Here is an 836-nt window from a genome sequence, read left to right on the forward strand (position 1 = left end):
GGTGTACCTCTTTTAATTACTGCAAAACTGCGTGCTAAAATTTTATTTCTAACGTTGTTTAAAGCTATCATTTTGTGTTTGCCTTCGTCTAGTTTTCTTTGATAGTATTTTTTTAATTCCTGATCTGATTGTATGGCTGAAACGGCTGCCATACTTAATAGTGTTTTCATTTTCCTATCGCCTATGTAGTGGCTTTGCTTTCGCCTTCTAATGGAGCTTCCTGAACTGTATTCAAAGGGCGCTATGCCACAATAACTTGAAAAGCAACGCCAGTTATCAAACTTCATAAAGTTGGAGGTATGATAAAGCAACTGACAGCTTAAGATGAGGCCTACTCCTTTTACCGATAGTAACAACTGGTAGTTTTCCTGTAATTTATCATCTGTTTTTATGAGTCCTCTCATGCGTTTCTCTATTGATAATACCTGCTTATCAATATGCTTTACGCAGCGTTCCAGTATCTTGCAGCATGAATCTGTTGATGGGCTTGAGAGTAAATGCCTTTGCTCTTTTAGTGTGGATTTTAAACCGCTACGATCTCTTACCAACTGATCTCTTAAAGCTAAAAGCCTACCTATTTCCTGAAACGTTTTGGATTTTACGTTACTGGGCTCCAACTCTTCTCGGTACATCCAGCCAAATCGGGCTATCATGTAAGAGTCTAATTTATCTGTTTTCTCCCTGGTAAGACCTGTACTACGTTTAATGCGCATTGGGCTTTCTTCTACATAATTATGCGATTCTCTTGACAGGAAAACCGAAAGCTTTAGAGAGTAATTACCTGTGTTTTCAAAACAGTAAAAATAGTCTGCTGTTACTAAATGGGTTTTACTCCA

The 836-nt window shown here is 37.9% G+C and carries 1 protein-coding gene; it reads right to left on the reverse strand.

Features of this window, described 5'->3' with window-relative positions; all coding sequences use genetic code 11:
- Nucleotides 1-836, reverse strand: an 836-nt coding sequence (locus ABD690_RS13490) for a transposase (protein ID WP_344731122.1), incomplete at both ends; no start/stop codon positions are given.

The sequence above is a fragment of the Corallibacter vietnamensis genome (genome assembly GCF_039537875.1).
Taxonomy (GTDB): Bacteria; Bacteroidota; Bacteroidia; order Flavobacteriales; family Flavobacteriaceae; genus Corallibacter; species Corallibacter vietnamensis.